This window comes from Methylobacterium sp. 2A, assembly GCF_009806555.1.
In the GTDB taxonomy this organism is placed as follows: Bacteria; Pseudomonadota; Alphaproteobacteria; order Rhizobiales; family Beijerinckiaceae; genus Methylobacterium.
Window position 1 is genome coordinate 1 of the sequence record NZ_VUOK01000067.1, and the last position, 686, is coordinate 686.

A 686-nucleotide genomic window follows, 5' to 3' on the forward strand; every position below is an offset into this window, starting at 1 on the left:
TAGAGCTATTCCCGCAGACGTTGCGACGGATCAGCGTTTGCGGCGTTGACGGATGAAGGAGCCGGCGATGCCATCACCTTTATCAGTCGATCTGCGCGAGCGCGTTGTCGCGGCCGTGACCGAGGGCGCCTCCTTCCATCGGGCGGCGGCCCGGTTCGGTGTGAGCGTATCGAGCGCCAGCCGCTGGTCGGCGCGGTTCGCGCAGGAAGGTCACGTCGCACCCACCCCCACGCACAGCAGCGATCGCCTCCCGACCATCGAGGCCCAGGCCGATCTGATCCTGTCCACCTGCGAGGCCCGGCCCGAGATCTTCTTGCGCGAGTTGCGCGACGTCCTGGCCGCGCGGGGCGTAACCACCAGCACGAGCGGGCTGTCGCGCTTCTTCGCCCGCCACGGCATCACCCGTAAAAAGGGGCTGTCTACGCGGCTGAGCAGGAGCGTGCGGATGTGAAAGCCGCGCGCCAAGCCTGGTTCGATGCCATGCCCGACCTCGATCCCGACACGCTCGTGTTCCTCGACGAGACCGCAGCCGCAACCAACATGGCCCGTCGCTACGGACGCGCCCCGCGCGGGTCCCGCTGCCGGCTGCTCGTGCCGCAGGGGCATTACAAGACCACGACCGTCACCGCGGCGCTGCGCAGCACCGGCCTGTGCGCGCTCAGCCTCGTCGATGGCGCCACGAACGG

General features: G+C 69.0%; 1 pseudogene. It reads left to right on the forward strand.

Going from position 1 to position 686, the window contains the following annotated elements:
* Nucleotides 1-67: 67 nt before the first annotated feature.
* A pseudogene (locus FVE89_RS30365) lies at nucleotides 68-686 on the forward strand (IS630 family transposase); the annotation flags it as partial.